We start from the raw sequence: 26,964 nt of genomic DNA, 5'->3' as shown, positions 1-26,964 counted from the left end.
TGCGTTGTACGAACCCGGTTCGCCCGCTCAGTGCGGGGCGATGACGCCGATCTCGTCGCGGGCGATGACAGGTTCGACCTCGGTGGCCGGCGCCAGCGCCTTCTCTTCCCAGACGATCGCTTCCGGCTGGCGGACGAGCGCGTGCTGCAGCACCTCGTCCATCCGCGACACCGGCACGACTTCAAGCGCGTTCTTCACATTGTCCGGGATTTCCGCCAGGTCCTTGGCGTTCTCCTCGGGGATCAGAACCTTCTTGATGCCGGCGCGCAGGGCCGCCAGCAGCTTTTCCTTCAGACCGCCGATCGGCAGCACCCGGCCGCGCAGCGTCACTTCGCCGGTCATGGCGACATCGCGGCGGATCGGGATGCCGGTCAGCACCGAGGTCAGCACGGTCGCCATGGCGACGCCGGCGGACGGGCCGTCCTTCGGGGTCGCCCCCTCCGGCACATGCACATGGATATCGCGGCGGTCGAACAGAGGCGGCTCGATGCCGAAATCGAGCGCGCGCGAGCGGACATAGGAGGCCGCCGCCGAGATCGATTCCTTCATCACGTCGCGCAGATTGCCCGTCACCGTCATCTTGCCCTTGCCGGGCATCATGACGCCTTCGATGGTGAGGATTTCGCCACCCACCTCGGTCCAGGCAAGGCCGGTCACGACGCCGACCTGGTCCTCGCTCTCGGCCTCGCCATAGCGGTACTTGGGCGCGCCGAGATAGTCCTCCAACTGCTTGACCGTGATCTTGACCGTCTTCTTCTTGGTCAGCATCAGGTCCTTCACCGCCTTGCGGGCGAGATTGGAAATCTCGCGCTCAAGGTTACGCACGCCCGCTTCGCGGGTGTAGCGGCGCACGAGGGTGAGCAGCGCCTCGTCGTCGATCGACCATTCCTTGGGCTGCAGACCATGCTTGGTCAGCGCCTGCGGGATGAGGTGACGGCGGGCGATCTCGACCTTCTCGTCCTCGGTGTAGCCGGCGATGCGGATCACCTCCATCCGGTCCAGCAGGGCCGGCGGGATGTTCAGCGTGTTGGCGGTGGTCACGAACATCACATTGGAGAGGTCGTAATCCACTTCCAGATAGTGATCGGCGAAGGTGTGGTTCTGCTCGGGGTCGAGCACCTCAAGCAGGGCCGAGGACGGGTCGCCGCGGAAGTCGGCGCCCATCTTGTCGATTTCGTCCAGCAGGAACAGCGGGTTGGCCTTCTTGGCCTTGCGCATGGACTGGATGATCTTGCCGGGCATGGAGCCGATATAGGTCCGGCGATGGCCACGGATCTCCGCCTCGTCGCGCACGCCTCCGAGAGCGACGCGCACATATTCGCGGCCCGTCGCCTTGGCGATGGACTTGGCGAGCGAGGTCTTGCCGACGCCGGGCGGACCGACCAGGCACAGGATCGGCCCGGTGAGCTTGTTCTGCCGGCTCTGCACGGCGAGATATTCGACGATGCGGTCCTTGACCTTGTCGAGGCCGAAATGATCGGTATCGAGCACGTTCTGGGCGAAGGGCAGGTCCTTCTTGACCTTGCTGCGGTTGCCCCACGGGATCGACAGCAGCCAGTCGAGATAGTTGCGCACCACGGTGGCTTCCGCCGACATGGGCGACATCTGCCGCAGCTTCTTCAGTTCGTGCGTCGCCTTCTCGCGGGCTTCCTTGGAGAGCTTGACCGTCTTGATGCGCTCTTCCAGTTCGGCCAGCTCGTCACGGCCGTCCTCGCCGTCGCCCAGCTCCTTCTGGATCGCCTTCATCTGCTCGTTGAGATAGTACTCGCGCTGGGTCTTCTCCATCTGGCGCTTGACGCGCGTGCGGATGCGCTTCTCGACCTGAAGGACCGAGATTTCGCTCTCCATCAGCGAAAGCACCTTCTCCAGCCGGCTGGTGACCTTGAGAATCTCCAGCACCGCCTGCTTCTCGGGGATCTTCACCGCGAGATGCGAGGCGACGGTGTCGGCCAGCTTCGAGTGGTCCTCGATCTGGGTGACGACGCCGACGACTTCCGGTGAAACCTTCTTGTTCAGCTTCACATAGCTGTCGAACTCGGCCAGCACCGAGCGGCCGAGCGCCTCGGCCTCGACCTTGGAGCCGAGTTCCTCTTCCAGCGCCTGCGCCTCGGCCTCATAGAGGTCGGTGCGGTCGGTGTAGTGGTTCACCTTGGCGCGCGAAATGCCCTCGACCAGCACCTTCACCGTGCCGTCCGGCAGCTTGAGCAGCTGCAGCACCGAGGCCAGCGTGCCGATCTTGTAGATCGAGGAGGTCGCCGGATCGTCGTCCGAGGCGTTCTCCTGCGTCGCCAGCAGGATGAAGGTGTCGTTGCGCATCACCTCTTCGAGGGCGCGGATCGACTTTTCGCGGCCGACGAACAGCGGCACGATCATATGCGGGAAGACGACGATGTCGCGCAGCGGCAGGACCGGGAAGGTCTGCGCCACTCCCGGGGTGAGCGCGGTGCGAGGCTTGGGGCTCGTCATGGCTCTTTCCTTTCTTTGGGCGGCAGGCGACCAGACCCGAGGACAAGCGTCCTCGGGGAGAACCGCGCCGCGATGCGGCCGGAACGCGAACGTTGATCTCTGTGCGGGGGCTGCGTCAGGCGCGCGGAGCACGTCGATGCGGTCGAGGACCGGTGGTTGAGGCTCAGATGGCGATGCCCCCGCCCCCCGTCAAGGGAGCGGGCCGCGCCGCTGGCCGGACCTGCTGGCCCGGCCCTGTCCACCGCCGGTTGACTACGCACTCGCGCCCGCATCGCCGGCCGCGCGGTCCGCATAGATGTAGAGCGGACGTGCGTTCTGCTCGACGACCTCTTTGCTGATGACGACCTCTTCCACGCCTTCCAGGCCCGGCAGGTCGAACATCGTGTCGAGCAGGATGCCCTCCATGATCGAGCGCAGGCCGCGCGCGCCGGTCTTGCGCTCGATGGCCTTGCGGGCGATGGCGCCCAGCGCTTCCTCATGAATGGTCAGCTCGACATTCTCCATCTCGAACAGGCGCTGATACTGCTTCACCAGCGCGTTCTTCGGCTCGGAGAGGATCTTCTTCAGCGCCGCCTCGTCGAGGTCGCCCAGCGTGGCGATAACCGGCAGACGACCGATGAATTCCGGGATCAGCCCGTATTTCAGCAGGTCTTCCGGCTCCACCTCGCGGAACACTTCGCCGGGCTTGCGGTCCTCGGGGGCCGCCACCACCGCGCCGAAGCCGATGGACGTGCCCTTGCCGCGCGAGGAGATGATCTTGTCGAGGCCGGCGAAGGCGCCGCCGCAGATGAACAGGATGTTGGTGGTGTCCACCTGCAGGAATTCCTGCTGCGGATGCTTGCGCCCGCCCTGCGGCGGCACGGAAGCGACCGTGCCTTCCATGATCTTCAGAAGCGCCTGCTGCACGCCCTCGCCCGACACGTCGCGGGTGATGGAGGGATTGTCGGACTTGCGGCTGATCTTGTCGATCTCGTCGATATAGACGATGCCGCGCTGCGCCCGCTCGACATTGTAGTCGGCCGACTGCAGCAGCTTGAGGATGATGTTCTCGACATCCTCGCCGACATAGCCCGCCTCGGTCAGCGTGGTCGCGTCCGCCATGGTGAAGGGCACGTCGAGGATGCGGGCGAGCGTCTGCGCGAGCAGCGTCTTGCCCGAGCCCGTCGGCCCGATCAGCATGATGTTGGACTTGGCCAGCTCGACATCGCCGGCGTGCTTGGTCGCGTGGTTCAGGCGCTTGTAGTGGTTATGCACCGCCACCGAGAGGACGCGCTTGGCATGGAACTGGCCGATCACATAGTCGTCCAGGACCTTGCAGATTTCCTTCGGGGTCGGGATGCCGTCGCGCGACTTCACCAGCGAGGATTTGTTCTCCTCGCGGATGATGTCCATGCACAGCTCGACGCATTCATCGCAGATGAACACCGTCGGTCCCGCAATGAGTTTGCGGACCTCGTGCTGGCTCTTGCCGCAGAACGAGCAGTAAAGAGTATTCTTGCTGTCGCCGCCGCCAACCTTGCTCATGCGTCTCTCCGTCCGCTCGGCGGTCCAGGCACTGCCCGGAACCGCCCCAGTCCCGCGGCCGCCGCGGGCCTCCAAGGGGGGAGAAACGCGACGGCTCGAAAAGGCCGTCAAAAGGAAGCGACTTAAGGGTCCCTGTTCCGTCACAGCCAAGCACGCTGGCCACGATCCGATCAAGAAGGCATTCGCACCATCCCCGCTTTCGCGAAATGGGCACCTGCCCGTCGTCCCCTCGTCACACCTCCAGGCGACACTTCATGCTGATGCCATGCAAGCGCGATACCGCGACGCATGCAAGCCCGCGCTTCATCCCGACGCGGGCTCAGGTGTCAATATAGGAAGTCGCGCCGCATTCGGAAACACGGCGCGAAGGCCCGTCAGGGCTTCACCGGGGCCTCATCCGGGCGCTTGTCGATCACTTTGTCGATAAGCCCGAAGGACTTGGCCACCTCGGCGGTCATGAAGTTGTCGCGCTCCAGCGCGTCCTCAACCGACTTGATGTCCTGGCCCGTGTGCTTCACGTAGATCTCATTGAGCCGCTGCTTGAGGCTCATGATCTCCTTGGCGTGGAGCATGATGTCGGTCACCTGGCCCTGGAAGCCGCCGGAGGGCTGGTGCACCATGATTCGCGCGTTCGGCAGGGCGAAGCGCATGTCCTTCTCACCGGCGGTCAGCAGCAGCGAGCCCATCGAGGCCGCCTGGCCGATGCACAGCGTCGACACGGCCGGCTTGATGAACTGCATCGTGTCGTAGATCGCCAGCCCCGATGTCACCACCCCGCCCGGCGAGTTGATGTACATCGAGATTTCCTTCTTCGGATTTTCCGCCTCAAGGAACAGCAGCTGGGCGACCATGAGGGTGGCCATGCTGTCCTCGACCGGGCCGGTCAGGAAAATGATGCGCTCCTTCAGGAGCCGGGAATAAATGTCGTAGGAACGCTCGCCCCGATTGGTCTGTTCGACCACCATCGGGACGAGATAACTCATATAGGTATCAACAGGGTCACGCATATTTCGATCCTCGGCGGCACGGCGCGCCTGCGCCGCCCGCGAATCCACCTACCCCACAATAAAGGGAAAGCGCGTCCCTACCAGCCCGCCGGTGCGGCAGCGGCGGGAGGCGGAGCCGCGCAACGCGCACGACTCCGCGAGTTCCGCCGACATCAGGCCGCCTTGTCGTCCTCGTCCTCGGCATAGAGTTCCTCGCGGGTGACGGGGACCTCGTTGACGGTCGCGAGTTCGAGCAGGTAGTCGACGACCTTCTCCTCGAAGATGGGCGCGCGCAGGCTGGCCAGCGCCTGGGCGTTCTTGCGGTAGAACTCCCACACCTGCTGCTCCTGCCCCGGGAACTGCCGGGCGCGCTCGACGACGGCGCGGGTCACTTCGTCGTCGGTGACCTGGATGTTGTTCTTCTCGCCGATTTCCGCAAGGACCAGGCCGAGGCGCACGCGGCGCTCGGCGATCTTGCGGTAATCCTCGCGGGCGGCCTCCTCGGTGGTGCCCTCATCGGCGAAGGTCTTCTTCTGGGCTTCCATCTCGGACGTGACCGAACCCCAGATGCCCTCGAATTCCTGTTCCGCCAGGGTCGGCGGCACGTCGAACTGGTGCAGGCCGTCCAGCGCGTCGAGGAGGCGGCGCTTGGCCTTGTTGCGGCTCTGCGCGTTGTGCTCCTGGGCGATGCGGCTCTTCACCTGCTCCTTGAGCGCGGCGAGGCTGTCCATGCCCAGCGTCTTGGCGAACTCGTCGCCGATTTCCATCTCGGTCGGGGCTTCGATCATCTTCGCCGTCACCTCGAACGCGGCTTCCTTGCCGGCGAGATGGGCGGCCTGATAGGCCTCGGGGAAGGTGACGGTGACGGTGCGGGTCTCGTCTTCCTTGATGCCGACCAGCTGCTCCTCGAAGCCGGGGATGAAGCTGTTGGAGCCGAGCACCAGCGGCACGTCCTCGCCCGCACCGCCTTCGAACTTCTCGCCGTCGATCGAGCCGACGAAGGAGATGGTGACGCGGTCGCCGTTCTCGGCCGTGCCTTCCGGCTTGGCGGCATAGGGGCGGTTGGCGTCAGCGATGCGCTTGACGGTCTCCTCGACCTCCTCGTCGGAGACGGCGAGCACCGGCTTGTCGAGGCTGATGCTCTTGAAGTCGCCGAGCGTGATCGCCGGCAGCACTTCGAGGTTCACGGTGAAGGACAGGTCGGCCTTGCCCTCGATGACCTCGTTCACCTGCTCCTGGTCCTGCGGCAGCTCGACCTTCGGCTGCATGGCCAGCTTGAAGCCGTTATCCTCGATGATCTTGGTGTTGGCCTCGTTCACCGCCTGGTCGATGACCTCGGCGAGCACGGACTTGCCATACATGCGCTTGAGATGCGCGACCGGCACCTTGCCGGGGCGGAAGCCGTTGAGGCGGACCTTGTCCTTGAGTTCGCTGAGGCGCGCATTGGCCTTGGCGTCAAGTTCGGAGGCCGGCAGCACCACGCGATATTCGCGCTTCAGACCTTCGGCGAGGAGTTCGGTGACCTGCATTTTAATCGGCCTTCGTCTAGTTTGCCGCGTGCGCGGGCTCTCGAATGTCGGTGTGCGTGGCCGCGTGATCGCCGACGGCCGCGCTCGGTGCAAATGGGTCGGAAGGCGGCACCGGACAAGGGTAAGGCACTGGTGCGGGCGGAGGGACTCGAACCCCCACGACTCTCGCCACTGGAACCTAAATCCAGCGCGTCTACCAGTTCCGCCACGCCCGCGGTTGCGCCTGTCGCCCGCCACGTCGTCCGCGAGGACGCGCATGGGCACATGGGCGCGCACCCGAGAAGGCGCCGCCAGCCGGGTGCGGGCTTATAACACGGTCATGACGCTGCGCCAGTGCAAAATGCGCGCGCCCGCCCGCCGCTACACAGCTCCCAGCCGGGCGAAGAGGCGGCGATAGACCGGGCGCAGCGCCTCGATCAGATCGTCCGCCACCAACCCCGGCCCGGCCTCGCGCGCGGCCTCGCCATGCAGCCACACGCTAGCGCTCGCCGCCTCGAAGGGCGGCATGCCCTGCGCCAGCAGCCCGCCGACGATTCCCGCCAGCACATCCCCCGCCCCGGCCGTCGCGAGCCAGGGCGGCGCATTGGCGGCGATGCTGGCGCGCCCGTCCGGGCCCGCCACCACCGTGTCCGGCCCCTTCAGCAGCAGCGTCGCTCCAAGATGCGCGGCGCCGGCACGCGCCCGCTCCAGCCGCGAGGGCGCCTCCAGCACCTGCGGGCAACGCTCGAAAATCCGCGCGAACTCACCGTCATGCGGGGTCGCCACCGCCGCCGGCACGCCTGCCAGCGCCTTCGCCAGCGCGTCCGCCTCGCCCTTGAACGAGGTCAGGAGATCGGCGTCGATGACGAGCCGCCGGTCACCGCACACGCCGAGCTTGGCGCGGGCCGCCTCGCCGACGCCAAGGCCGGGGCCGAGCACCAGCGTCGTCAGGCGGGGGTCGGCCAGCAGATGCGCCAACCCGGCCGCATCCTCCACCGGCCGCACCATGATGGCGGAGAGATTCGCCGCGTGGATCGGCAATGCCTCGGCCGGGCACGCCACCGTCACCAGCCCGGCCCCGGCCCGCAGCGCCGCCCGGGCGGAAAGCCGCGTCGCGCCCGTCGCCTGTGCCGGGCCGGAAACGGCCACGAGATGGCCGCGCGAATATTTATGCCCCTCCGGCGCCGGCACCGGGAAATGCGACGCCCACAGCTCCGGCACATTGGCGAAGGCGCGGGGAGCGATGGCCTCCAGTGCGGCGGGAAGGATGCCGATATCCGCGACGCTCAGTTCGCCAGCACGCAGACGCCCCGGCAGCAGCACATGGCCGGGCTTGGCGCGGAAGAAGGTGACGCTCCAGCGCGCCGTGATCGCCGCCCCGCGCACCGCGCCGGTCGCGCCGTCAATGCCGGAGGGCAGGTCCACCGCCAGCACGGGCAGGCCGGCGGCATTCACCCGCTCCACCAGCGCCCGCGCCGCGCCGTCGAGATCGCGCGCCAGACCGGCGCCGAACAGCGCATCGATGACGAGATCGGCGCCGGCGAGGTCCGCCGTCTCCGCCGGCTCGACCGGTCCCTCCCAGCGCGCCGCCATGAGCGCGGCATCGCCGCGCAGAGCCTCCCGCTCGCCCAGCAAAGCAAGACGCACCCGGTAGCCGGCCGCCGCCAAGAGCCGGGCGGCGACGAATCCATCCCCGCCATTATTGCCCGGCCCGCACAGCACCCGCACCCGCCCGCCCGCCGCCGTCACCCGCGCGGCGCAGGCTGCGACAGCGTGTCCCGCCCGTTCCATGAGCACCGCACCGGGAACGCCGGCGGCGATGGTGAAGGCATCGGCGCGGGCCATTTCGGCGGGGGTGAGAAGTTCCATCGGTCCTTGATCCTGCACGGTTCGGCGCTGGCGGCCGCGTCGGCTTTAGCTTAGCGGAAACCGCGTCCGCCGCGCGACTTCGCTGCCGTCGCAACAATCGGCGGCAAATGCCTAGCTTTAACGCACACCCTCGGCTGCCCTCGTCATCGCTTTTGCCTATTTTGTTGGCACATCGCTCACAACTTCATCATTCCCGGAAATCGAAGCTGTTTGGCCCGTCCGGTAGCGGCATGCGATGATGCGCTATTAACGGTTTCCGGCGACACTAGGGTGCTTGGCATGGGTTCTGCTTCTTCGCGACCCGACTCGGCCGGGCGTCGCGGATCGACGAGTCAGGGAGACGAGGTCAGATGAAGAAGATTGAGGCCATCATTAAGCCCTTCAAGCTCGACGAGGTGAAGGAGGCGCTGCAGGAAATCGGCCTGCAGGGCATCACCGTCACGGAAGCCAAGGGCTTCGGCCGGCAGAAGGGACACACGGAACTCTATCGGGGCGCCGAATACGTCGTCGATTTCCTCCCCAAGGTGAAAATCGAGATCGTGGTCGCCGACGAGACGGTGGAAACGGCAATCGACGCCATCCGCCGCGCCGCCCAGACCGGCCGCATCGGCGATGGCAAGATCTTCGTTTCCAACATCGAAGAAGCCATCCGCATTCGTACCGGCGAGTCGGGCGTCGACGCCATCTGACAGCCAGCGTAGTATGGTGGCGCATATGAGCGCGCCGCATCCCCACGGATGCGGCGCGTATCGTCGTTGACCATCCGCTTGGGATCCATCTGCCCTGAAAAAGACGGCAGTATCAGAAGAGGTACGAACAATATGACGACGGCCAAGGATGTAATGAAGCTGATAAAGGACAACGACGTGAAATACGTCGACCTGCGCTTCACCGATCCCCGCGGCAAGTGGCAGCATGTGACCTTCGATATCTCGATGGTCGACGAAGATTTCTTCGCCGAAGGTCAGGCATTCGACGGTTCCTCCATTGCGGGCTGGAAGGCCATCAACGAATCGGACATGCACCTGCAGCCCGATCTCGACTCCGTCAGCATCGACCCGTTCTTCGCCGAGACCACGCTCGTCGTGGTCTGCGACGTGCTGGAGCCGACCACCGGCGAGCCCTATTCGCGCGACCCGCGCGGCATCGCCAAGAAGGCCGAGGCCTATCTCAAGTCCACCGGCATCGGCGACACCATCTATATCGGCCCCGAGGCCGAGTTCTTCATCTTCGACGACGTGCGCTTCACTGCCGACCCGTACAACACCGGCTTCAAGCTCGATTCGGTGGAACTGCCGACCAATGGCGGCACCGAATATGAAGGCGGCAATCTCGGCCACCGCGTGCGCACCAAGGGCGGCTATTTCCCGGTGCCGCCGGTCGACAGCTGCCAGGACCTGCGCGGCGAGATGCTCGCGGCCATGGCCCGCATGGGCGCCAAGGTCGAGAAGCACCATCACGAGGTCGCTTCCGCCCAGCATGAGCTGGGTCTGAAGTTCGACACGCTGGTGACGATGGCTGACCAGCTGCAGGTCTACAAGTACTGCATCCATCAGGTCGCCAATGTCTATGGCAAGACGGCCACCTTCATGCCGAAGCCGATCTTCGGCGACAACGGCTCGGGCATGCATGTGCACCAGTCGATCTGGAAGGACGGCAAGCCGATGTTTGCCGGCAACAAATATGCCGACCTCAGCCAGGAATGCCTGTGGTACATTGGCGGCATCATCAAGCACGCCAAGGCGCTGAACGCCTTCACCAACCCGCTGACCAACTCCTACAAGCGGCTGGTTCCGGGCTATGAGGCGCCCGTGCTGCTCGCCTATTCCGCGCGCAACCGCTCGGCCTCCTGCCGCATCCCCTACACCACCTCGGCCAAGGCCAAGCGCGTCGAGACCCGCTTCCCGGACCCCGGCGCGAACCCCTATCTCGCCTTCGCCGCGCTTGTCATGGCCGGCCTCGACGGCATCCTCAACAAGATCGATCCGGGTCCGGCCATGGACAAGGACCTCTATGATCTGCCGCCCAAGGAGCTGAAGAAGATCCCGACCGTCTGCGGCTCGCTGCGTGAGGCGCTGGCCTCGCTCGACAAGGACCGCGAGTTCCTCAAGAAGGGCGACGTGTTCGGCGACGACTTCATCAACGCCTATATCGAGCTGAAGATGGTCGAGGTGATGCGGTTCGAAATGACCCCGCACCCGGTCGAGTTCGAGATGTACTATTCGGTCTGATCGGCACGCCGGTCGACCAACGGAAAGGGGCGCCGCGAGGCGCCCCTTTTTCGTGCCGGCATGTCCACCAGGCAAACAAAAAGGGCGGGTCGCAGGACCCGCCCTTTCGCATTGGAAGCCGAAGCGCCGATCAGCGCTTGGAGAACTGGAAGCTGCGGCGGGCCTTGGCCTTGCCGTACTTCTTGCGTTCGACCACGCGCGAGTCGCGGGTCAGGAAGCCACCCTTCTTCAGCGGGCCGCGCAGTTCGGGCTCATAATAGGTGAGCGCGCGGGAGATGCCGTGGCGCAGCGCGCCGGCCTGGCCGGAGAGGCCGCCGCCGGAAACGGTGCAGACCACGTCATACTGGCCGGTGCGGGCGGCGGTGGCGAAGGGCTGCTGGATGATGAGGCGCAGCACCGGACGGGCGAAATACACCTCGACGTCGCGCTCATTGACCAGGATCTTGCCGGTGCCGGGACGCACCCACACGCGGGCGACCGCGTTCTTGCGCTTGCCGGTGGCGTAGGCGCGGCCCTGCTTGTCCAGCTTCTGGACATGCTTGGGGGCCTCATTGGCCTGGGACTTCAGGGCTTCGAGCCCGTCGAGCGACTGGATGAGCTCAGCCATGATCAGATACCCACGTTCTTGCGGTTGAGCGCGGCGACGTCGAGCGTCTCCGGCTGCTGGGCCTCATGCGGATGAGTGGCGCCCTTGTAGACACGCAGATTGCCCATCAGCTTGCGGCCGAGCGGGCCGCGCGCCAGCATGCGCTCCACCGCCTTCTCGACGACCCGCTCCGGGAACCGGCCTTCGAGGATGAACTTCGCGGTCCGCTCCTTGATGCCGCCGGGGAAACCGGTGTGGTGGTAATACACCTTGTCGTCGCGCTTGCGGCCGGTCAGCACCACCTTGTCGGCGTTGATGACGACGATGTTGTCACCGCAATCGACGTGGGGGGTGTAGATCGCCTTGTGCTTGCCCTTCAGGCGGGTGGCGATGATGGTGGCGAGACGACCGACCACGAGGCCGGTGGCGTCGATCACCACCCACTTCTTCTGGATATCGGCGGGTTTTGCCGAAAACGTCTTCATGGGAAAATCCATATGCAAGGGCGCGGAGTACCCGCACCTCTCTCGTGGCGGGGTTCTAGACGAGTGCCCATGCAACGTCAATCCCGCCTTATCGGATATATAGCTTACAAATCAATGAGTTACGATTTAGGTATTTTAATACCACGTCGTAACCCCTTGAAATCCGCTTCCCCGCCCGCCGCTCGCGGCCATGTGCACCCCCTCGCCGGACCGGCACCGGCGCACCATATGGCCGGCTTCACCACCGCCGCCCGCCGAGGAGCCCCCGTGAACCACGATTCCTATGACGACGCCTTCATCGCCGGCTGGCTCGGCCGCGTGCGGACCATCGCCGTGGTCGGCGCCAGCCCGAATCCGGCCCGCCCGAGCCATGGGGTCGCCCGCTTTCTCGCCCTGCACGGCTACACCGTGTTCGCCATCAATCCCGGCCAGGCCGGGCGCAACATCGCCGGGCTGCCCACCTATGCCCGCCTCGCCGATGTGCCCGAGCCGATCGACATGGTGGACGTGTTCCGCGCGCCGGAATATCTCGCCGCCGTGGTGGCGGAATCGCTCGCCCTTGCGCCCCGCCCGAAGCTCATCTGGAGCCAGCTCGGCGTGCGCGACGATGCCGCCGCCGCCACCGCCGAGGCGCAGGGCATCGCCGTCATTCAGGACCGCTGCCCCGCCATCGAGATTCCCCGGCTGCGGCTCCCTCGCCTCGGCTAAAGTCGATATCAACAGCAATAACTCGCTGATTAATTCTTTCTCCAGACCCGTTGCGTTTTTTAGCCAAGGCGCGACACTGCCTCCCAAGACGCCCGCCGCCGCGCACCGCTCGCGCGGCCGCTGAGCCGTCGACAGGAGAACGCCAATGACCGACGCCACCACCCCCGCTCCGGGCTTCGCCACCCTCGCCGTGCATGCCGGCGCCGCGCCCGACCCGACCACCAAGGCGCGCGCGACGCCGATCTACCAGACCACCTCCTTCGTGTTCGACGATGTCGACCACGCCGCCTCGCTGTTCGGGCTGAAGGCGTTTGGCAACATCTATACGCGCATCGGCAACCCCACCAATGCGGTGCTGGAAGAGCGCGTCGCGGCGCTGGAAGGCGGCACCGCCGCGCTGGCGGTCGCCTCCGGCCATGCCGCGCAGTTGCTCACCTTCCAGACGCTGCTGACCCCCGGCGACGAGTTCATCGCCGCGCGCAAGCTCTATGGCGGCTCGATCAACCAGTTCAACCACGCCTTCAAGAGCTTCGGCTGGAACGTGGTCTGGGCGGATTCGGACGATGTCGCCTCCTTCGAGCGCGCCATCTCGCCGCGCACCAAGGCGATCTTCATCGAGTCCATCGCCAATCCCGGCGGCATCGTCACCGACATCGCCGCCATATCGAAGATCGCCAAGCGCGCCGGCGTGCCGTTGATCGTCGACAACACGCTGGCGACGCCCTACCTCATCCGTCCGTTCGAACACGGCGCCGACATCATCATCCATTCCGCCACCAAATTCCTCGGCGGCCACGGCAATTCCATCGGCGGCGTCATCGTCGATGGCGGCTCCTTCGACTGGCTGCGCGAAGGGCGCTATCCCTTCCTCTCCCAGCCGCGCCCGGAATATGAGGGCGTCGTCATCGGCGAGACCTTCGGCAATTTCGCCTTCGCCATCGCCGCCCGCGTGCTCGGCCTGCGCGATCTCGGCCCGGCGCTGTCGCCGTTCAACGCCTTCCTGCTGCTCACCGGCATCGAAACCCTGCCGCTGCGCATCCAGCGCCATTGCGACAATGCGCTGGCGGTGGCGAAATTCCTCGCCGACCACCCGAAAGTGTCGTGGGTCAGCTATCCCGGCCTGCCGGGCGACCGCTATTACAACCTCGCCCAGCAATACACGCCCAAGGGCGCCGGCGCGGTGTTCACCTTCGGCCTCAAGGGCGGCTTCGAGGCCGGCGTGGCGCTGGTGTCCGGGGTGAAGCTGTTCTCGCACCTCGCCAATATCGGCGACACCCGCTCGCTCATCATCCACCCCGCCTCCACCACCCACCGCCAGCTCGCCGACGAGCAGAAGACGCTGGCCGGTGCGGGCCCGGATGTGGTGCGCCTCTCGGTTGGCATCGAGGACGCGGCGGACATCATTGCCGATCTCGAACAGGCGCTGGCAAACGCCTGAGGGCCGCTGGCGAACGGGCGCCCGCGGGCGTGCACCGGCCGATCTCGATCAGGCGCCCACGGGCGCCTGATTCACACCAAGGTTTCGCCAACCTTGCGGATCGTGAATGAATTGTGAGCGTGGCATGCGCGCCCCGCAGGGCTGGGATGCGGTATATTTCCTACCAAACAAGCAGGATGTCGAATATCTAGGCATCGGAATGATTAACGGACGTGCAGCTGCCGGGGATGCCCGGAGGCCGCGATCCGGTAACTACAACCGATGGAGACTGACATGCTGCTTTGGGGCCTCGTTGCCAAGCAGATCCGCCGCTACCAGGCGTATCGCCGCACTCTCGTTGAGCTCTCCCAGCTCGACGACCGCACCCTCGCCGACATCAACGTGTCGCGTGGCGAAATCACCAGCGTTGCCCGTCGCGCCGCCGCTGCGGCGTGATGCGGCCTTGAGGCCGGACGCGGACGTCTGAACTGGACACATCGTCCACCTCACTGCACTGATCGTACGGCCCCGGAATTTTCCGGGGCCGTTCTTTTTTGCCCCCGTTCCGTGCTAAGCCGCGCGCGGATGTGTTGAGCAGCGGCAGGATATGAGCATCACCGAAAAGCGCCCGGTTCACATTGTCGGCGGCGGCCTCGCCGGCTGCGAAGCCGCCTGGCAGCTCGCCCGTCGCGGCAGCCCGGTGGTGCTGCACGAAATGCGCCCGACGCGCGGGACGGATGCCCACAAGACCGACAGCCTGGCCGAGCTCGTCTGCTCTAACTCCTTCAGATCAGACGATTCTTCCAACAATGCCGTCGGCGTGCTGCATGCCGAGATGCGCCGCCTCAGCTCGCTCATCATGGGCTGCGCCGATCGTCACCAGATCCCCGCCGGTGGCGCGCTGGCGGTGGATCGCGAGGGCTTTGCCGAGGCCGTCACCGCCGCCATTGCCGCCCATCCGCTGATCACGGTGGAGCGCGGCGAGGTTGCCGGCCTGCCGCCGGAGGCGTGGGACAGCGTCATCATCGCCACGGGCCCCCTCACCTCACCGGCCCTCGCCGACGCCATCCGCGCCCGCGCCGACGAGCAGGCGCTCGCCTTCTTCGACGCGATCGCGCCGATAATTCACTTTGATTCCATAGACATGAGCGTCTGCTGGTTCCAGTCGCGCTACGACAAGGCAGGCCCCGGCGGCAGCGGCGCCGACTACATCAACTGCCCCATGGACAAGGAGCAGTATGAGGCCTTCGTCGCCGCTCTGGTCGCCTCCGACACCGTGCCCTTCCGCGAGTTCGAGGCCAACACACCCTATTTCGATGGCTGCCTGCCGATCGAGGTGATGGCCGCACGCGGGCCGGAAACGCTGCGCCACGGCCCGATGAAGCCGATGGGGCTGACCAACGCACACAATCCGACGGTGAAGCCCTATGCGGTGGTTCAGCTGCGGCAGGATAACGCGCTGGGCACGCTCTATAATATGGTCGGCTTCCAGACCAAGACCCGCCACGGCGAGCAGACCCGTCTGTTCCGCATGATTCCGGGGCTGGAGAAGGCGGAGTTCGCCCGGCTCGGCGGGCTTCACCGCAACACCTATCTCAATTCGCCGCGCGTCCTCGACGCCACGCTGCGGCTGAAGGCCGAGCCGCGCCTGCGCTTCGCCGGCCAGATCACCGGCTGCGAGGGCTATGTGGAAAGTGCCGCCATGGGGCTGATGGCCGGCCTGTTCGCCAGCGCCGAGCAGCGCGGGCAGGCCCCCGTCTTGCCGCCGCCGACCACAGCCCATGGCGCCCTCCTCAACCACATCACCGGCGGCCATATCGAGAGCTTGGAAGCGGGCCCCCGTTCCTTCCAGCCGATGAACGTCAATTTCGGCCTGTTCCCGCCGCTCGACGCCAACCCGACCCGCGACGCCGAGGGCAACCGCCTGCGCGGCACGCAGAAGACGGTGGCCAAGAAGCAGGTGCTCGCCGCCCGCGCCCTCGCCGATATGGACGCCTGGGCCAAGGCCCACGCGGATGAGCCGAACGAGGCCGCCGCGTGAGCCTCACGGTCCCCGCCAAGGGCGGCGTGTTCGAGCTCGACACCGTGCTCAAGCGCGACACCTTCTCCACCATCGAGCGTGGCTTCTGGCGCGATGCCGCCGGCACGGTCTACCCGGCGGTGCGGCGCAATTACGCCGAGGTGAAATGGTGGGTGAAACCGCTCGCCCGCCACTTTGCCGCCCGCGAGGCACGCGCGCTGATGCGTGCCGAAGGCAGCGGCCACACCGTGCCGGTCTATGCGCTGGAAGAGGGTTATCTGGTCCGCGGTTTCGTCGACGGCATCCCGTTGCAGATCGCCCGGCCGCGCGGCGACCGCGCCTTCTTCGCCTCCGCCCGCAAGGGCCTGCGCGAGGTACACCGGCGCAACATCGCCCATAACGACCTGGCCAAGCCGCAGAACTGGCTCTACGCCGCCGACGGGCGCGCGGTGCTGATGGATTTCCAGCTCGCCATGGTGTTCTCCCGGCGCAGCAAGGCGTTCCGCGTCGCCGCCTATGAGGATATCCGCCACTTCCTCAAGCAGAAACGCAGCTACTGCCCGGAGGCGCTGACCGCGCGCGAGAAGAAAATCCTCGCCCGCAAGAGCCTGTTCACCCGCGTGTGGATGAAGACCGGCAAGAAAATCTACAATTTCGTCACCCGCCGCCTGCTGAACTATCACGACACCGAAGGGCGCGGCCCGCGCGCCATGGAGCAGGGCCCGCGCATCGCGAACGCGCTGGGCGAGGTCGCGGGCGTGCGCCAGGTGCATATCTGCGACTTTCCCACCGCCGGCCATTCCTTCGGCCTTTACGCCTTCGTCGAGGCGGAGGGCGTGACCGAGGAGGGGCTGCGCACGCATCTCGCCGCCCGCCTGCCCGACCTGCTGCCGCCCGAGCATTTCCAGCTCGTGCCGGCCCTCCCCCGCGACGCCTCCGGTATGGTCCGCGACGACCTGCTGCGCCTCGTCGCGCTCAACCAGCTCGATCAGCTCTCCCAGCTGCCGCGCGGGCCGAAGGAGGATGAGGCGCTGGCCGTCATCGTCCGCGAGCGCCGCAACCTCAGCGACCGCGTGCGCGGCGGTATCTAGCCGGCTGCGCCGCCGCCCGCCTGCGCCTTCAATTCGCGCACGAAGGCATCGACCAGCGGCTGCTCGCCCTTGAGCCGCCGCGTGGCGGCGAAATGGGTGGTCTCGAAGCCATAGGCCTCGGGCCGCAGCACGCGCATCTCTCCCCGCGCCACCCAGTCCTCGCCGATATGGCGCGGGAGATAGCCGATGAAGCGGCCGGAGAGGATCATCATCACCTGCGCCTCCATCTGCACGATGGCGCCGCTCGCGCGCGGATGGTTGACCCGATAGAGGTCGTCGAGGTGACGATAGCGCCGCACCGAGAACAGCGCCTCCTCGATGCGGGCATGGGTGATATCGCTGCCGGCCACCGCGAACAGCCCATGGCCGCGCCCGCAATAGAGCGCCTGCGCCTCGCGATGGAGCGGCACATAGGTGAGGCCCGGCACCTTCTGCGAGAAGGGTCCGACCACGAGGTCGCGCGCCCCGTCCATCAGCGCCCGCTCCAGCACCAGCGGCGTGCCGAGTTCGAGATCGACGAACACCTCCGACGCATAGGCCATGTAGCGCGACAAAGCCGTCTGCAACCCGAGCTGCGGGTTGGTCACCACGCCATCGACGATGCCGATCCGCAGCCGCCCCACTAGCCGGCGCTGGTCCTGGCCGATGCGGCCGTGAAAGGCGTCGATGTCCTCGAACAGCCGCTTGGCGGCGGAGAGGGTCGATTCGCCCAACGGCGTCAGCCGGAAGCCGGCACGCCCGCGCTCGCAGAGCTGCCCACCCAGCTTGCGCTCCAGTGCCGCGAGATGGGTGGAGAGCGTGGACTGCGACAGGTTGAGCGCGATCTGCGCATCCTGAAAGCCGCCCTCCTCCGCCAGCGTGACGAAGACGCGCAGCAGCCGCAGGTCGATATTGTCGAGACGGCGCATCCGCTCTCCACTTACATCGAGCTTTGCCGATGTATCTTTCCATTAATTCCGATTTCTCTTGATGTGAAGATGCGCCAGCATGGCGGGGCCAAAGGGAGCCCACCGTGCCCGTCTTCCCTCGCCTCACCCGGTCCCGCCCATGAGCCTCGACGGCATTTCCGGCCGCAGCGTGCTGGTCACCGGTGCCAGCCGCGGCATCGGCCTCGGCATCGCCCGCGCGTTCGCTGCAGCGGGAGCGGAACTGCATATGCTGGCCGATGACGAGGCGATCCATGAGGCCGCCGAACGGCTCGGCGCGCGCGGCCACCGCGCCGACATCGCCTCGGCGGAACAGATGGCAGCGGTGGCGGAAGCGATCCCCCATCTCGACGTGCTGGTGAACAATGCCGGGCTGGAGCGGGTCACCCCGCTGGACGATATGAGCACCGACAACGAAGCGGTGTTCCGCCGTGTGGTGGAAATCAACGTCGTCGGCACGTTTCTCGTCACCCGCGCTTTGCTGCCCCGCCTCGCCCATGGCGGGCGCATCATCAACACCGCCTCCATCTGGTCGCGCGGCGCCGAATCGCTGTTCGGGGCCTATGTCGCGTCCAAGCACGCGGTGATCGGTCTCACCAAGACCTGGGCCAAGGAACTCGGGCCGCGCGGCATTACCGTCAATGCCGTCTGCCCCGGCTGGGTGCGCACGGAAGCCTCGCTGCGCTCGCTCCACGCCATGGCCGCGCGCACCGGCCTCGCACCCGAAATGCTGCTGGAGGAAATCGTCGCCGCGCAGATTTTGCCGGGCTTCATGGACCCGGAAGATGTGGCGGGTACATATCTCTTCCTCGCCTCGGACCTGGCGGCCAACATTACCGGCCAGAGTCTGGGCGTCGATCGAGGAGAATTTCCATGGTAGCCCCTCACAAGCAGCAGCCGCACCGGGATGTGCGGGTCATCATCACAGGCGCGGCGAGTGGCATCGGCCGCGCCTGTGCCGATGCGCTCAGCGCCGCCGGGGCAAAGGTCATAGGCTTCGACCTGCACCCTCCGCCGGACGAGACGCACTGGCCGACCATCCTCGTCAATGTGGCCGACGAAGCTTCGGTCATCGGCGGCATGGAGGCGGCGGTCCGGGAAATGCGCGGCCTCGACGTCATCGTCAACTGCGCCGGCATATGCGTTGAGACGCCTCTGGCGCATTTCGACATCGCCGCCTTCGAGCGCATGGCAGCGGTAAACATGCGCGGCCCCATATTGATGGCGCGCGAGGCGCTGTCCCGCTTCAGCGGCGAGGGGCCGGTGCGCGGGCGCATCATCAACATCGCGTCGGAACTCGCCTATCTCGGCCGCGCCGGCTTCTCCGGCTATGCCGGCACCAAGGGCGCGGTACTCACCCTCACCCGCTCCTGGGCGCGGGAACTCGGGCCGGACATTCTCGTCAACGCCATCGCGCCCGGGCCTGTCGACACGCCGCTGCTCGGCTTCGCCAATCTCAGCGAGGAACTGAAGCGGCTGGAAACTGGCAACCCGTCCGGCCGCGTCGGCCGGCCGGAAGAGGTCGCGCAGGCCGTTCTCTTCCTGGCGAGCCGCACCACCACCTTCATCACCGGCCAGTGCATCAGCGTCGATGGCGGCGCGGCGATGCACTGAGCGGGCACGCCATCACACTCAGGGGGACCGCATGGTCGACAGCGTACGTCTCGACGAACTCAGCTGGCCGGAATTCGCGGCGAAGATGGCCGCCGGCGCGCCGGTGTTCCTGCCGCTCGGCTCCACCGAGCAGCACGGCCCGCATCTCCCGCTCAATGTCGATGTCGTGCTGCCCACCGGCGTATGCGAGCGCATCGCCCGCGAGGTCGGCGGCCTTGTCGCCCCGACCGTCCCCTATGGCTGCAAGTCGATGCCCCGCTCCGGCGGCGGCGAGCAGTTCCCCGGCACGCTCAGCGTCGATGCCCACACCTTCGCGCTGGTCGTGCGGGACGTGATCCGCAACCTTGTCCGCCAGGGCGTGCGCCGGCTGGTGGTGGTCAACGGCCATTACGAAAATCTCTGGCCCTCGGTGGAGGGCCTCGACCTCGCCCGGCGTGAGATCGCCCGCGACGGCATCACCGATCTCACCGTGATGCGGCTGGAATATTGGGACTTCGCCCAGCGCGCGACGCTGGAAAGCATCTTTCCCGCCGGCTTCCCCGGCATCGAGCTGGAACATGCCAGCCTGATGGAAACCTCGCTGATGCTGGTGCTGCGGCCCGACCTCGTGGAGATGGACAAGGCACCGTCCGACGGCCCGGCGACCTTCCCGCCCTATGACCGCTTCCCCGTTCCGGACGATTTCGGCCTGCCGCCCTCCGGCGTGCTGGCGGTGGCCACCGGCTCGACCGTGGACAAGGGCGAGGCGCTGATGGCCGATTACGTCACCCACATCGCCGCCGCCGTCCGCAAGGAGTTCGGGCTCTAGGCCCGAACGAACGCATCAGGTTCCGCCACCGTGACCAACGCTTTCGAACCCCTCGATTCCGGCACCGTTCCCCGCTTCGCCGGGCTTCCCACCTTCATGCGCCTGCCGGTGGCCGAACCCTCGCAGGTCGACATCGCCATCATCGGGGTGCCGTTCGACCTCGGTACCACCAACCGCGCCGGCACCCGCCACGGCCCGCGCGAATTGCGCAACCAGTCGAGCCTGATGCGCCGCGTCCACCATGTCACCGGGCTGTCGCCCTATGACCGCGCCCGCGTTGCCGATTGCGGCGATGTCATCATCGATCCCTTCGACCTGATGCGCTCGCTCGACATCATCACCGCCCATTATGAGGGCGTGCGGGAAGTGGGCGCGCTGCCGCTGACCGCCGGTGGCGACCATCTCATCAGCCTGCCGATCCTGCGCGGTCTGGCCAAGGACAGCCCGGTCGGGCTCATCCAGTTCGACGCCCATTCCGACACTTACGACACCTTTTTCAACGGCTCGAAATACACCCACGGCACGCCGTTCCGCCGCGCCATCGAGGAAGGCCTCGTCGACCCCAAGCGCTTCGTGCAGATCGGCCTGCGCGGGGCCATCTCCGACGCCGGCAATTATGACTACGCCCGTGAAATGGGCGTGCGCATCATCTTCATCGAGGAGTTCATGGAGCGTGGCGTCGCCGATGTGATGGCGGAAGCACGCGCCATTGTCGGCGACGCGCCGACCTACGTGACCTTCGATATTGACGGCATCGACCCGTCGCAGGCACCGGGCACCGGCACGCCGGAAATCGGCGGCTTCTCCACCCGCGAAGCGCAGCAGATGGTGCGCCTGCTCGACGGGCTGGACATCATCGGCGCCGATCTCGTCGAGGTGGCGCCGCCCTTCGATCCCTCCGGTCTCACTGCCCTCACCGGCGCCACCATCCTGTTCGAACTGCTCTGCGTCCTCGCCGGCGTGGTCGAAAAGAAGGGCGCGCGCTGATGGCTCACGGTTATGAGGGCGGCCGGCTCGATCTTCCCTTCGTCGGCATCTGCACCTTCGGCAAATACCCGCTGCAGCTTGACTGGGACAAGATCGACGCCGATGTCGCCATCGTCGGCGCCCCGTTCGACCTCGGCACGCAATGGCGCTCGGGCGCCCGCTCGGGCCCACGCGCCATCCGCGAGGCATCGACACTGTTTTCCTTCGGCCACGCAGGTGCTTACGATCACGAGGATGACGTCACCTATCTCGCGGCGGAGACCACCCGCATCGTCGATATCGGCGACGCCGACATGATCCACACCGACACCGAGGGCAGCCACGCCAATATCGAGCTGGCCGTGCGCAAGATTCTCGCCGCCGGCGCTCTCCCGGTCGTGCTCGGTGGCGATCATTCGATCAACATTCCCTGCATCGAAGCTTTCTCGGAGCAGGAGCCGATCCACATCGTCCAGTTCGACGCTCATCTCGACTTCGTCGACGAGCGCCACGGCGTGCGGCGCGGCCATGGCAACCCGCTGCGCCGGGCAGCGGAAAAGCCCTATGTCACCGGCCTCACCCAGCTTGGCATCCGCAACGTCTCCTCCACCGCGCGTGAGGGCTATGAGGCCGCGCGCGCCATGGGCTCGGACATCCTGTCCGTGCGCCAGATCCGCAAGCTCGGCACGGAAGCGGTGCTGGCGCGCATTCCCGCTGGCAAGCGCTATTACGTCACCATCGACATTGACGGCTTCGACCCCTCCATCGCGCCCGGCACCGGCACGCCGAGCCATGGTGGCTTCACCTATTACGAAGTGCTGGAACTGCTGGACGGACTGACCAAACGCGGCACCGTCGCGGGTGTCGACCTCGTCGAGGTGGCGCGGGAGTATGACCCCGGTGGCGTCACCTCCATCCTCGCCGCCCAGTTGCTTCTCAACTTCATCGGCCGGATTCTTCACAACAGGGGCTCTTGAATACCGTTCGGCGCGGCCAATCTACTCCCTGTTGGCGCCCGGCAGTGCCGCTGCCGGGCCGTCCCAGGAAGAGGTTTTCCCATGTCCGACCACAAGACCGCGAATGACGTTCCGTCCAATGCCAAGAAGGTCGCCATCGACCTGCTCAACGCCAATCTCGCTGCCGGCATCGACCTGGCGCTGGCGGTCAAGCAGGCGCACTGGAACCTGAAGGGCCCGCAGTTCATCGCGGTCCACGAGATGCTCGACGGCTTCCGCACCGAGCTGGACGACCACAACGACACCATGGCCGAACGCGTGGTGCAGCTTGGCGGCACGGCGCTGGGAACCACGCAAACCGTCGCGGACGGCACTCCGCTGATTGCCTACCCGACCGACATCTATGCCATTCCCGAGCATCTGACGGCTCTGGCCGAGCGTTTCGGCACGGTGGCGAACAATGTGCGCAAGGCGATCAATGAGTCCGATGACGCCGGCGACCCGACCACTGCCGACATCTTCACCGCCGCCTCGCGCTCCCTCGATAAAGCGCTTTGGTTTCTCGAATCGCATCTCGAAACCCCGCGCTGAGGTTACGATTCCCGGTCCTCATGGGGACGAGGCCATCTCCCCCGGAACACTATGCAATGCCGTTTCTGTACAGCGACGGTTTTCCGTGGACCGGGGCATCCCTCTCATAAATCCGTTGGCGACCGCCGCATTTTCTCAATAATCTGCTGGCCACATCATCGGCGTCTGCTGCGTGACCGTTCGGGGACGGTCACGACATCAGTCATCGATTACGGGGATGGGGACACAGCTATGAGGTCAACTGCACGGAAAGCTGCCCAGGCAGCGGAAACGGCCGAAGGCTCCGACGCCCCGGAGGCGGGCTTTCCGGCGGTCGCCTCATTGGATGGGCCCGCAGGATCCGCATCGGTCACCCCCTTGGACATCGGGCGGCTGATCGAGCGGGCCCATCGCCGCTTCCTCGATGTGCTGCGCGCCGAGCTCACCCGCCTTGGCGTGGACGACATCAGCCCGTCGCAGGTGATGCTGCTGTTCTATATCGGCAATGACGAACTGTCCGTCCGCGACCTGCTGGAGCGCGGGCACTATCTGGGCTCGAACGCGTCTTACAATCTCAAGCAACTGGTTGATGCGGAATACGTGCATCGCGCCGCCTCGCAGCGCGACCGCCGTTCGGCGCGGCTGCGGCTGACGGCAAAGGCGCAGCGCCTGTGTGACGCCATTCGCGCCACACATGACGGTCGGCCCACCGGCTCACAATCCGCGCAGGACGACGAGAGTGACGAGCTCGCCATCGCCTACGGTGTCCTCCGGCGGCTGGAACTGCACTGGACGGGCGCCCTGCGCTAGCCGAGCACCCGTCAGGTAATGACGGTCGGCGCGCTGCGACCAGTGCGCCCCTCAATATCCGGCAGATCGCGGGCAATCTGCACCAGGCCGGCAAGCGCGTCCTGCGTATCGAGATCGTGACGGGCGGCGTCGGGCTCGAAACGCTCGAGATAGATGCGCAGCGTCGCGCCGGCAGTCCCTGTGCCGGAGAGGCGGTAGACGATCCGCGAGCCGTCCTCGAAGAACACGCGAATGCCCTGCTTCGTGGTCACCGAACCATCCACCGGATCGCGATAGGCAAAATCGTCGGCGCGCTCCACGGTGAGCCCGTTGATGACGGTGCCCGGCAGAGTCTCCAGCCGCGCCCGCAGATCGGCCATCAGCGCATCGGCGGCGGCGCTGTCGACTTCCTCGTAATCGTGCCGGGTGTAGTAGTTGCGGCCATAGGTCTGCCAGTGATCGGCGACGATTTCCGCGACGCTCTGGCGGCGTGTGGCGAGGATGTTGAGCCACATAAGCACGGCCCAAAGACCGTCCTTCTCGCGCACATGGTTCGAGCCCGTGCCGAAGCTCTCCTCCCCGCACACGGTGGCGAGCCCGGCATCGAGCAGATTGCCGAAGAACTTCCAGCCCGTTGGCGTCTCGTAGCACGTGATGCCGAGCTTGTCGGCCACACGGTCAGCCGCGCCGCTGGTCGGCATGGAGCGAGCGATGCCGGTGATGCCGGCCTTGTAGCCCGGCGCGAGATGCGCATTGGCGGCGATGATGGCGAGCGAATCCGAGGGCGTGACGAACCGTCCCCGGCCGATGATCATGTTGCGGTCGCCATCGCCATCGGAAGCCGCACCGAACTCCGGCCCCTCCTCCGACATGACGAGGTCGCAGAGTTCCTTGGCATGAACCAGGTTCGGGTCGGGGTGATGGCCGCCGAAATCCGGCAGGGGCGTGCCATGCATCACGGTGCCCGGGCGCGCGCCCAGCGTCTCCTCCAGAATCGCGGTGGCGTAAGGACCCGTTACCGCACTCATCGCGTCGAAGCGCATGGAGAAGCCGGAGGCGAACAGGTCGCGGATCGCGTCGAAGTCGAACAGCTCGCCCATCAGCTCCGCGTAATCCTCGACGGGATCGATGACATCGACCACCATGTCGCCGAGGCGCGTGATGCCGAGCGCGTCGAGGTCGACATCCTCGCCATCGAGAATCCGGTACTCGCGGATCGTCTTGCTCCGCTCGAAGATCGCGTCGGTCACATGCTCCGGCGCCGGGCCGCCATTGCCGATATTGTACTTGATGCCGAAGTCGCCCTCCGGCCCGCCGGGATTGTGGCTGGCGGAAAGGATGATGCCGCCAAACGCCTCGTGCTTGCGGATGACGCAGGAGGCGGCAGGAGTGGAGAGAATGCCGCCTTTGCCCACCAGCACCCGGCCGAACCCGGCCGCCGCCGCCATCTTGAGCACGGTCTGGATCGCTTCGCGGTTGTAGTAGCGTCCGTCGCCGCCGATCACCAGCGTCTCGCCCTCGAAGGCATCGAGGCTGTCGAACAGCGCCTGCACGAAGTTCTCGATATAGTGCGGCTGCTGGAACACCGGCACCTTTTTGCGCAGGCCCGACGTGCCCGGCTTCTGGCCATCATACGGCGTAGTGGCGACGACGCGGATCATGCTCGCTCCCGGACTTTGCTCAACCCATCCCCGACAGCCGCAGCCGTGCCGGGATCATTAGACGTTTGGGAAGAAGCCCGGTTCCCGATAAAGGGAGCCGGGCCAGGGTGGACCGTCACTTGCCGACGAGATGGCGCAGCAGCCCGGCCGCCGAGGTCGAGACGCTGTCCGGCGCCACGCCACTTTCCACGGCGGGCAGCAAGGTGCTGGCGAGTTCCTTGCCGAGTTCGACACCCCACTGGTCGAAGCTGTTGATGTTCCACACCGCACCCTCGACGAAGACCCGGTGCTCATAGAGCGCGATGAGGCGCCCGAGCGTGTAGGGATCGAGCGTTTCATAGGCGATGGTCACGGAGGGCCGGCTGCCGGTGAACACGCGGTGGGGCGCGATCTTGTCGGCGGTCGCCTCGTCACGGCCCGCGGCGAGAAGCTGCGCCTTCGCCTCTTGCAGCGTGCGCCCGCGCATCAGCGCCTCGGACTGGGCGAGGCAGTTGGCGACGAGCATGGCGTGCTGGCGCTTCAGCCCTGGCTCGGTTTCTTCCGCATGGCCCTTGGCGGCGATCAGAAACTCGACCGGGATCGGGCTGGTGCCCTGGTGGATCAGCTGGAAGAAAGCGTGCTGGCCATTGGTCCCCGGCTCGCCCCACACCACCGGGCCGGTGTCATGCGCAACGGTCTTGCCGTCGAGCGTCACATGCTTGCCGTTGCTCTCCATGTCGAGCTGCTGGAGATAGGCCGGCAGACGCGCCAGATGCTGGTCGTAGGGAATGACCGCGCGGGTGGCGTAGCCGCACACATCGCGGTGCCACAGTCCGACAAGGGCGAGCAGGACCGGGAGGTTTTTCTCCAGCGGCGCGGTGCGGAAATGCGTGTCCATCGCATGGCCGCCGGCGAGGAAGCGACGGAAATTCGCTTCGCCCACGGCGATCATGACCGGCAGGCCGATGGCCGACCACACCGAATACCGGCCGCCGACCCAGTCCCAGAAGCCGAACACCCGGTCCGGCGCGATGCCGAAGGCGGCGACCTTGTCGAGCGCGGTGGACACGGCGGCGAAATGGTTCGCCACCGCCGCCTCGCCCAGCGCCTCGACGATCCAGTGGCGGGCGCTGGCGGCGTTCGCCATCGTCTCCTGGGTGGTGAAGGTCTTGGAGGCGACGATGAACAGGGTGGACGCCGGATCGAGCCCCTTCACCGTGTCATAGAGATGGGCGCCGTCGACATTGGAGACGTAATGCGCGCGCGGGCCGTCATGATAGGGCGTCAGCGCAATGGTCGCCATGACTGGCCCGAGGTCCGAGCCGCCAATGCCGATATTGACCACGTCGGTGATCGGCTTGCCAGTCCAGCCTTTGAGGGCGCCGGAGCGGATGCCCTCGGCAAAGCTCGCCATGGCGGCGAGGACCGAGGCGACATCGGCGCGCACATCCTGCGCGTCGACGACCAGCGGCGTCTCGCCGGGGTCACGCAGCGCGGTGTGCAGCACCGCACGGTCCTCGGTAAGATTGATATGCACGCCAGAGAACATCGCCTCGCGCTTCGCCTCGACGCCAGCGGCACGCACGAGCTCGATGAGCAGGCCGAGCGTGTCCGTGGTCAGCGAGCACTTGGAGAAATCGAGCAGCATGTCCTCGAAAGAGGCAGAGAAGCGCGCGAAGCGGTCGGCATCGGCGGCGAAGAGGTCCGCCACCTTTTGCTCGGCGCGGGAAGCATGGTCGGCGGCCAGAGCCTTGAAGACGTCCTCGGTCGCTGCGCTCATCTCATCCTCCAGACGGTCCCCTTG

24 protein-coding genes and 1 tRNA gene are annotated in these 26,964 nt (G+C 66.3%); 14 read left to right on the top strand and 11 right to left on the bottom strand.

Translation table 11 applies throughout. From position 1 onward, the window contains the following. Positions 1-27: 27 nt before the first annotated feature. From lon to J2S75_RS11785, 6 genes are all read right to left on the bottom strand, one after another. Positions 28-2,466 (bottom strand): endopeptidase La, encoded by a 2,439-nt coding sequence (gene lon / locus J2S75_RS11810; protein WP_307020046.1) that lies wholly within the window; start codon positions 2,464-2,466, stop codon positions 28-30. Positions 2,467-2,718: 252 nt separating this feature from the next. Then, positions 2,719-3,990, bottom strand: a complete 1,272-nt coding sequence (gene clpX, locus J2S75_RS11805; RefSeq protein ID WP_244376030.1) for an ATP-dependent Clp protease ATP-binding subunit ClpX — start codon at positions 3,988-3,990, stop codon at positions 2,719-2,721. A gap of 374 nt (positions 3,991-4,364) precedes the next feature. Further along, entirely contained in the window at positions 4,365-4,997 is a 633-nt protein-coding gene (gene clpP / locus J2S75_RS11800; RefSeq protein ID WP_307020045.1) for an ATP-dependent Clp endopeptidase proteolytic subunit ClpP, read from the bottom strand. 152 nt (positions 4,998-5,149) lie between these two features. After that, positions 5,150-6,505: a trigger factor gene (gene tig / locus J2S75_RS11795; protein ID WP_307020044.1), complete on the bottom strand. Its 1,356-nt coding sequence runs from the start codon at positions 6,503-6,505 to the stop codon at positions 5,150-5,152. A gap of 130 nt (positions 6,506-6,635) precedes the next feature. Then, positions 6,636-6,720 (bottom strand) — tRNA-Leu (locus J2S75_RS11790). 145 nt (positions 6,721-6,865) lie between these two features. Next, a complete protein-coding gene (locus tag J2S75_RS11785; protein ID WP_307020043.1) occupies positions 6,866-8,353 on the bottom strand; it encodes an NAD(P)H-hydrate dehydratase in 1,488 nt (495 codons plus the stop codon). 350 nt (positions 8,354-8,703) lie between these two features. On the opposite strand from J2S75_RS11785, the gene J2S75_RS11780 reads away from it, so the two are divergent. Together J2S75_RS11780 and glnA are read left to right on the top strand one after the other, a co-directional pair. Beyond that, on the top strand, positions 8,704-9,042 hold the full coding sequence (locus J2S75_RS11780; protein WP_018386933.1) for a P-II family nitrogen regulator: 339 nt from the start codon (positions 8,704-8,706) through the stop codon (positions 9,040-9,042). A 132-nt stretch (positions 9,043-9,174) separates the two neighbouring features. Beyond that, positions 9,175-10,584: a type I glutamate--ammonia ligase gene (glnA, locus tag J2S75_RS11775; protein WP_307020042.1), complete on the top strand. Its 1,410-nt coding sequence runs from the start codon at positions 9,175-9,177 to the stop codon at positions 10,582-10,584. A gap of 130 nt (positions 10,585-10,714) precedes the next feature. Here the strand turns inward: glnA and rpsI are convergent, their stop codons facing one another. After that, positions 10,715-11,191, bottom strand: a complete 477-nt coding sequence (gene rpsI / locus J2S75_RS11770) for a 30S ribosomal protein S9 (RefSeq protein ID WP_307020041.1) — start codon at positions 11,189-11,191, stop codon at positions 10,715-10,717. 2 nt (positions 11,192-11,193) lie between these two features. Next, complete coding sequence (gene rplM / locus J2S75_RS11765; RefSeq protein ID WP_307020040.1) at positions 11,194-11,655, bottom strand: 50S ribosomal protein L13; 462 nt, start codon at positions 11,653-11,655, stop codon at positions 11,194-11,196. A 267-nt stretch (positions 11,656-11,922) separates the two neighbouring features. Here rplM and J2S75_RS11760 point away from each other — a divergent pair, with 267 nt between their 5' ends. The 5 genes from J2S75_RS11760 to J2S75_RS11740 all read left to right on the top strand — a co-directional run bounded on the left by J2S75_RS11760 (position 11,923) and on the right by J2S75_RS11740 (position 16,891). Continuing rightward, on the top strand, positions 11,923-12,363 hold the full coding sequence (locus J2S75_RS11760; protein WP_307020039.1) for a CoA-binding protein: 441 nt from the start codon (positions 11,923-11,925) through the stop codon (positions 12,361-12,363). 145 nt (positions 12,364-12,508) lie between these two features. Continuing rightward, on the top strand, positions 12,509-13,801 hold the full coding sequence (locus J2S75_RS11755) for an O-acetylhomoserine aminocarboxypropyltransferase (protein ID WP_307020038.1): 1,293 nt from the start codon (positions 12,509-12,511) through the stop codon (positions 13,799-13,801). 273 nt (positions 13,802-14,074) lie between these two features. Continuing rightward, positions 14,075-14,236 carry a DUF1127 domain-containing protein gene (locus J2S75_RS11750; RefSeq protein ID WP_244376008.1) on the top strand — a complete coding sequence of 54 codons (162 nt, stop codon included), beginning with the start codon at positions 14,075-14,077 and terminating at the stop codon, positions 14,234-14,236. 151 nt (positions 14,237-14,387) lie between these two features. After that, positions 14,388-15,821 carry a methylenetetrahydrofolate--tRNA-(uracil(54)-C(5))-methyltransferase (FADH(2)-oxidizing) TrmFO gene (trmFO, locus tag J2S75_RS11745; protein WP_307020037.1) on the top strand — a complete coding sequence of 478 codons (1,434 nt, stop codon included), beginning with the start codon at positions 14,388-14,390 and terminating at the stop codon, positions 15,819-15,821. Continuing rightward, complete coding sequence (locus J2S75_RS11740) at positions 15,818-16,891, top strand: serine/threonine protein kinase (RefSeq protein WP_307020036.1); 1,074 nt, start codon at positions 15,818-15,820, stop codon at positions 16,889-16,891. The genes trmFO and J2S75_RS11740 overlap by 4 nt, the downstream gene beginning before the upstream one ends. Here J2S75_RS11740 and J2S75_RS11735 read toward each other — a convergent pair. Further along, on the bottom strand, positions 16,888-17,799 hold the full coding sequence (locus J2S75_RS11735; RefSeq protein ID WP_307020035.1) for a LysR family transcriptional regulator: 912 nt from the start codon (positions 17,797-17,799) through the stop codon (positions 16,888-16,890). The two genes, J2S75_RS11740 and J2S75_RS11735, sit on opposite strands and share 4 nt — an antisense overlap. 139 nt (positions 17,800-17,938) lie before the next feature. Between J2S75_RS11735 and J2S75_RS11730 the strand changes: the two genes are divergently transcribed. The 7 genes from J2S75_RS11730 to J2S75_RS11700 all read left to right on the top strand — a co-directional run bounded on the left by J2S75_RS11730 (position 17,939) and on the right by J2S75_RS11700 (position 23,541). After that, positions 17,939-18,697 carry an SDR family NAD(P)-dependent oxidoreductase gene (locus J2S75_RS11730; RefSeq protein WP_307020034.1) on the top strand — a complete coding sequence of 253 codons (759 nt, stop codon included), beginning with the start codon at positions 17,939-17,941 and terminating at the stop codon, positions 18,695-18,697. After that, positions 18,691-19,431 (top strand): SDR family NAD(P)-dependent oxidoreductase, encoded by a 741-nt coding sequence (locus J2S75_RS11725; protein ID WP_307020033.1) that lies wholly within the window; start codon positions 18,691-18,693, stop codon positions 19,429-19,431. Before J2S75_RS11730 ends, J2S75_RS11725 begins: the two co-directional genes overlap by 7 nt. Positions 19,432-19,462: 31 nt before the next feature. Beyond that, positions 19,463-20,239, top strand: a complete 777-nt coding sequence (locus tag J2S75_RS11720) for a creatininase (RefSeq protein WP_307020032.1) — start codon at positions 19,463-19,465, stop codon at positions 20,237-20,239. A gap of 30 nt (positions 20,240-20,269) precedes the next feature. Beyond that, the gene (speB, locus tag J2S75_RS11715) at positions 20,270-21,226 is read left to right on the top strand and encodes an agmatinase (protein WP_307020031.1); all 957 of its coding nucleotides are present in this window, start codon (positions 20,270-20,272) and stop codon (positions 21,224-21,226) included. Beyond that, positions 21,226-22,182: an agmatinase gene (gene speB, locus J2S75_RS11710; protein ID WP_307020030.1), complete on the top strand. Its 957-nt coding sequence runs from the start codon at positions 21,226-21,228 to the stop codon at positions 22,180-22,182. The genes speB (J2S75_RS11715) and speB (J2S75_RS11710) overlap by 1 nt, the downstream gene beginning before the upstream one ends. 81 nt (positions 22,183-22,263) lie before the next feature. After that, a complete protein-coding gene (gene dps, locus J2S75_RS11705; RefSeq protein WP_307020029.1) occupies positions 22,264-22,752 on the top strand; it encodes a DNA starvation/stationary phase protection protein Dps in 489 nt (162 codons plus the stop codon). 357 nt (positions 22,753-23,109) lie between these two features. After that, the gene (locus J2S75_RS11700) at positions 23,110-23,541 is read left to right on the top strand and encodes a MarR family winged helix-turn-helix transcriptional regulator (protein WP_307020028.1); all 432 of its coding nucleotides are present in this window, start codon (positions 23,110-23,112) and stop codon (positions 23,539-23,541) included. Between the two features lie 11 nt (positions 23,542-23,552). On the opposite strand, the gene J2S75_RS11695 is transcribed toward J2S75_RS11700, so the two are convergent. Beyond that, positions 23,553-25,181: an alpha-D-glucose phosphate-specific phosphoglucomutase gene (locus J2S75_RS11695; RefSeq protein ID WP_307020027.1), complete on the bottom strand. Its 1,629-nt coding sequence runs from the start codon at positions 25,179-25,181 to the stop codon at positions 23,553-23,555. A 115-nt stretch (positions 25,182-25,296) separates the two neighbouring features. Next, positions 25,297-26,940 (bottom strand): glucose-6-phosphate isomerase, encoded by a 1,644-nt coding sequence (pgi, locus tag J2S75_RS11690; RefSeq protein ID WP_307020026.1) that lies wholly within the window; start codon positions 26,938-26,940, stop codon positions 25,297-25,299. Positions 26,941-26,964 lie beyond the last annotated feature (24 nt).

The sequence above is a fragment of the Ancylobacter polymorphus genome (assembly GCF_030813495.1).
Lineage (GTDB): Bacteria > Pseudomonadota > Alphaproteobacteria > Rhizobiales > Xanthobacteraceae > Ancylobacter > Ancylobacter polymorphus.
This window is presented reverse-complemented; position numbering and strand designations above follow the sequence as displayed.